The sequence below is a fragment of the Streptomyces sp. NPDC017943 genome, assembly GCF_044328425.1.
GTDB lineage: Bacteria > Actinomycetota > Actinomycetes > Streptomycetales > Streptomycetaceae > Streptomyces > Streptomyces djakartensis_A.
Genome location: NZ_JBIRHH010000047.1, coordinates 1 through 5,608, shown reverse-complemented (window position 1 = coordinate 5,608; position 5,608 = coordinate 1). Strand labels below are relative to the sequence as shown.

The 5,608-nt window shown below is 66.7% G+C and carries 2 protein-coding genes; one reads left to right on the top strand and one right to left on the bottom strand.

The window, feature by feature from the left end; translation table 11 throughout:
- Nucleotides 1-39 precede the first annotated feature (39 nt).
- A complete protein-coding gene (locus ACH4C6_RS35690; protein WP_398112757.1) occupies nt 40-576 on the top strand; it encodes a hypothetical protein in 537 nt (178 codons plus the stop codon).
- 3,859 nt (nt 577-4,435) lie between these two features.
- On the opposite strand, the gene ACH4C6_RS35685 is transcribed toward ACH4C6_RS35690, so the two are convergent.
- Nucleotides 4,436-5,488 carry a helicase associated domain-containing protein gene (locus tag ACH4C6_RS35685; protein ID WP_398112756.1) on the bottom strand — a complete coding sequence of 351 codons (1,053 nt, stop codon included), beginning with the start codon at nt 5,486-5,488 and terminating at the stop codon, nt 4,436-4,438.
- Nucleotides 5,489-5,608 lie beyond the last annotated feature (120 nt).

Here is a 5,608-nt window from a genome sequence, read left to right as displayed (position 1 = left end):
GTGAAGCTCTGAACAGGGGAAACGGATCGCTTCATCAGCATGTCGATCACGCTGGACGACTCCGATTTTCAAGATCCCCGACAGCGTCAGGCACTAAGCGAGCCGGGCGTGTGGGGTGAGATCACGGCGGGGTTGAGGGTGTCCAGGCCGGTGCTGGTGGCACGGCTGCTGGAGCTCGATGCGGCCGGGGCGTTGACCACGGCGCATGTGCGTGCGGGCGCGCAGGTCGGTGGGGTGACTGCGCGGACGGTGTGGCGGTGGCTGGAGGCTGCGCGGGCTGAGGGTCGTGTGGAGCGCAGGCCTCGGGCCCGGTTGGAGTTGTCCGACCAGGCGTGGGAGGTACTGGCTCAGGCGGGTGGGAACGTGTCGGTGCTGCACCGGCATCTGAAGGCGGCCGGGGACGACGTGCCCTCCCTGGCCTCCTTACACCGGGTGGTGCGCCGGGACCTTCAGTGCCTGATTGGAATCCTTGGAAGCGCAGGTCACGGCCGGTTTGTGATGTGTGGGGCAGAAGTCGCCGTTCCGAAGAAGCGTCTCGGTGACGGTTCTTCGGAACGGCTCGCGCACCCGGTATAGGCGCTTTTTCGAGAAGGCCGATGATCACGGTGACGTCCGTTTTCCTCCAGGCCGGTCTAGCTACCAGTACAGCCTTCCCGTGCGCGCTCCGGCAAGAGCACGGCTGGACGGCAGCCGAGGATTCCAATCAGGCGCTGATGAACTGCCGGTAGTTCGCCGGACTCTGGAGGCTTCATGATCCGCGCCGGACGCCAGCACCTGGTGCGCACCCTCGCCGACCTCGCCGCGCAGTGACTGCGCAGCCCCGGGCGCCGTTGCTCAATGCCTCTTCACCTCTCCTGGGGTGAGCTGTGGGGGTTGCGTTGTCATGGCGGGTTGGGGGAGGGGGGCTGTTTACCGGCGGCTTGGTCCTTGGTTGGGGGTGGTGTGGGTGTGTCCGGTGGGTTGGGGTGTGGGGTGTTGGTTTGTGGGGTGGTGTGGGTGTGGGTGGGCGGGGCCGGGTGGGGTTTGGCCGGCGGCTGCTGCCACGGTGAGGGGCATGGGGTGGTGGGAGTACGAGGTGGATGCCGTGGAGGTGGATGCTGTGGTGTGCCGGCCGGAGGGGGGCTGTGGCAGGGAAGCTGACGTTTCTGTGCCGGGCAGAACTGTGCTCCCGGTCGGGAACACAGCGGCGGCGCGGGAGCCGCTCTGTGCCCGCGAGGGTCCCGCCCCCTGGGGCGAGGGCTCGGCACCGCGTTGCACAGAATTCCTGTCCAACGCCCATTTGCCCTTCACCTTCACGAGGAAACCTCCCAGCTTCACCTTATGCAGCGCCTCGCACTCCTCATCTTTTAGAAAAACACCCGGAGTGCCGTCTGCCTTCCTCCTTGTCGCATTAAGCAGATGAAGGCCGACGGCAATGTCACCCACCTTCAATGTGTCTGGGGGGAGGCGGGGGTTCTCGAACTTGTCGGTGATGTGTTCCCGGGGAATGCGCCGTATCGCGTCCGCCCATTCCGCGCCCGTGCGTCTGACGGACTTCCGTCGTGTATCCGTACCTCCGTTGAGTACCCCTCCGCCGTTTACGTCGACGAGGAAACTATCCAGCCCCTTCTCCCGCAGCTCATTGCACTCCGCAGGGCTCAGCACCACAGAAACAGTGCCGTCCTTCTTCAGTGTCGCATTGTATAGATGCCTGCCGACGGGAGCTTCCCCCACCATTACGCGGTTGCTGGGGAGACAGAGATTTCCGTCGTCGTCGGTGATGTCGTCTCTGGACAGGCCCCGTATCGCGGCCGCCCATTCGTCGGCCGTGCGGTTCACGCGCGTCCGACGCGGACCCGCACCATCATTCGGTGCTGCCTCTGCTGGGGCCTGGGCTTGGGGGGTGGTTTGGGTGTGATGGTTGCGGAGGTCGTTGAGGTCGTGTGTGGTGTGGGTGGATTCGGCTGGCTGGGGTGTGTGGTGGTGTGGGTGGGCGGGTCCGGGTGGGGTTTGGCCGGCGGCTGCTGTCATGGTGAGGGGCATGGGGTGGTGGGAGTGCGAGGTGGATGCCGTGGTGTGCCAGAGTGACGGGGGCTGTGGCTGGGAAACTGTTGGCTCGGTGCCGGGCCGAGTTGTGTTCCGGGTCGGGAGTGCGGATGTGGCGCGGGAGCCGTCCAATTCCCGCGAGGGCACTGCCCCCTGGTGCAGAGCCCCGGCATCCCGTTGCACGGGATTTCTGACCAAACCGTATCCGCCGACCACTTTGACGAGGAAAGGCCCCAGACGTTTGGCCCGCAGCGCCTCGGCCTCCTCATCTGACAGAACGGTATGCGGATTGCCGTTTTTGTTCTTGCGTGCCGCCGCATCGTACAGACGGGCGCCGATGGGGACCCCGCCCACCCTCACGTCTTGTGCGGGGAGGCAGGGTTTCTTGTAGCTGTCGGTTATGTCCCTTTCGAGTAGACCTTGGATTGCGGCCGCCCATTCCTCGGGTGTGCGCCTGATGCGCTTCGGCTGCGCACTCTCGCCACCATTCTGTGCTGCCCTGGCTCGGGCTGGTGCCTGAGCGTTAGCTCGGGTTTCCGTCTCGGCTCGGGCTCGGGCTTGTGGGTAGGCCTCGGCCCGGGCTCGGGCTTGGGCTGCGGCTTGGGTTTGTGCGTCGGCGATGGGCTTGGCGGAGTGTTGGCGGAGTTCGTTGATGTCGTGTGGGGTGAGGTTGACTCCTTTGGTTTGGGCGTAGTGGTGGACCTGGGCGTAGGTCACGCCCCAGTTGACCGGGGCGGCGAGTTTCTCGAGGAGGTCTTCGCGGAACTTTTTGTGTGTTGTGACAACGAAGAGGGAGAGCCCGGAGCGGACGAAGGGGGCGTAGGGGGCTTTGTGGCCGTGGAAGGGTAGGTCCTTGACGGCGTGGAGTTCTGGTGGCATTTCATTGCTGGTTTCGCGGGGGATGTACATGGCGTCGAACATGTCGACGTCGATGACGCTGGGTTGTCGTGGGGGAGGGGCGGGGGTGTGGGCCGGGCCTGCTGGTGGGCGGGGTGTGGGGCCGGCGGCAGGGTATGCGGTGTGTGTGGGGTTGGGGAGGCTTCCGGGGGCTGTTCTGGGTTGTGGGGGTGGCAGGGGCGGGAGAGCCAGGCCGTGGAGCCCGGGTGCTACCGGGGGAGTGCGGAAGGATGGGCCGGCGGTGCTGGATCGTGCATCGGCGGGAGTTGGAGTGCTGGATCGTGAGTCGGCGGGAGTGCTGCCGAAGGGTGAATTGGCGGGGGTGACGGACCGGGTCCGCCCGTGCATGGGGTTGTAGGGGCGGAAGTGTGGGGTGGACGGCGTTCGGGAAGACCGCGTTGCGGAGGGCCCGCGCGCACCCGTCGGGTACGGGAGGGGGGAGGGGTGAGCCGAACCGAACAGCGAGTCCCCACCCTTTGACGGTGCTTGTGAGGGACTACGGGAATACGAAGGGCCGTACGCGTTGGTGTGGTTCATCATGTCGCGGGCGAGGAAGTCGCTGTCCGCGTCCGATGATGCTTCCGATGGTGCTTGTGATGGTGCTTGTGATGGTGCTTGTGAGACGCCGCGGTCATACGGAGGGCTAAACGCTTCGTTGTCGTCCCTCATCGCGGCGGCGCGGAAGTCGTAGCTGCTCGCTGCCGATGGTGCTTGTGAAGGACCACGGGAGTACGGAGGGTGGGACGTGTCGGTGTCGGTGTCGGTGTCGTTCATCGTCGTGTCGGTGGCTTCCGATAAGCCACGGTAGTACTGGAGACGGGGCGTGCGGGTGTTGTAGGGGAACTGAGGGGGAGTGGACACCAGCGGCTCCAGACTGTGAACGGATACGGAAGAAGGGGCTGGGGCGGGCTGTGCGGTGTCCGCCCCTTCTGGCCTTTCTGTATCTACGGCCGTCTGTGATCTGCCGGTTCACCCTCGCCCGGGGGGCGGCCGGGCCCGGCCCCTGTCTTGCCTGCGTGGCCCGGGTGCTGCCCGCGCGCGGATGGAGCTGCCCGGCATCCCGCCGCCCGCCCCGGCATCTCGGTACCCCGGTGACGCCGTCTGCGCCGACCGTGTTGGTGTGGTACTTCCCTGCAGCGCCTGGCCCCTGCTCTGGTCCGGCCGGAGCGGCAGGGCTCGCGCCTTTCGTTGGTCCGCGCACCAGCCGGTGTTCACGCGGTGGTCGTACTCGTTCCCGGCCGGGTTCGTGAAGTCAGACGGGACGATCGGGACGCTGCACTCTGCGGAACGCAGGCCGTACGACCCGTTCCTCATCTGCTGGTTCATCCGGCCGCGAGAGAGCTGTCGTGGGGTGCCTGCCCCGTGTCCGGGGTTGGTTGGGCTTATGGGGGTGGGGATGTGTGTCGGCGGGGTCCGGGCTGTTGCTGCCGTATCCGCGCAAGTGGCGGTGGCGGTGGCGGCTGGTGCTGAGCGTCGCTGCCCATGGGCAGGACTCAGGATGCGACTGGTGCCGTCACACCGTCCCTTCCTCTGCCGCCCACTCCAGCCCAAGGCCGGCGAGTGCGGCGAGCTTGTCGGCGATCAGCTTCCCGCGCCTCGACTTGGCGTTCGAGAGAAACACCCCCAGCTTCACCTCCAACCCGTCCTCCAGCCGTTCCACGTGACCCCTGGGCACCCTCACAGAGCCGGTACGGGTCTTGTACTGCGCCAGGGCCGCAACGCCCCGCTCGAAGGCGCTGGAAGCCGTCGTAAGGGTTTTGGCGGGTGCTTCCGGCTCCGGCGGCAGAGGCGTGACGCCGATGGCCTCCAGGAGCTGGCGCTGCCCGTCCATCAGGCTCGTCCAGACGGTGTGCTGGCGGTTCTTCGCGAGGAACCGTCCGACGTCCATCCCGTGGACGGTGACACCAGGGCTGACGTCGACCTGGTCCTCCTCGCCGACCAGTTCGCGCAGCGCGGCGTAGTGCCGTTGCCAGTCCGCCGGCCACGACGGGTTCCAGTGCTCGTCCACGGCCTCCAGCGCCGCCTTCCACTCGGAGTGCCCGTCCAGCGCACCGGGACGGCGGAGGTTAGACAGCCACTGTCCGATCGGCTTGTCCAGCATGGTGGCGGTGCGGGGCGCGCACAGCGTCCAGTGCTGCTCGTAGTACGCCTTCGCGGCCTCCAGGTTCTCCTGGAACCGCTCATCCGCCAGCGACCAGACCATGCCGAGCTGTTCGAGCCGGCGGGCGCGCAGGCCGCTCATCTGCCCCGCCCCGAAAGCCCGCCGCTGCTCCGCCACCCACTGCCCCAGCGGGTAGACGCCCTCCCTGTGCCCGTACGGCACCCGGGCGTGACCCTCCCGCCCCGCGAACTTCTTGAGCGCCACCCAGCCGCGCGCCCAGTCCTGCTTCTCCGTGTCGATCACGTTGAACGACACCCACTCCGCGACCATCACCGGATCACGCGGAGCCGCAAAACGCAGCAACAGACGGGATTCTTCCTCACCATCCTCAGGCGGCGGACCGATATAGATCGACGGCTGCGCCACGTCCTTCTGCGGCTCCTGCGGAATCGCCAGCAATTCCACAGCCTCTTCATCGTGAGCCCGCAGACCCTTTATCTGGAGCTGAGTATCTGGGCGGTGTGTTTGGTCTGCTTGCTGTGTCGGGTGGTTGCGGTGCCAGTGCCGGGCTCATGGGATCTGGGC

Coding starts and splice junctions, on each gene's coding strand:
- ACH4C6_RS35690 (WP_398112757.1), top strand. CDS start 40: ATGTCGATCACGCTGGACGACTCCGATTTTCAAGATCCCCGACAGCGT.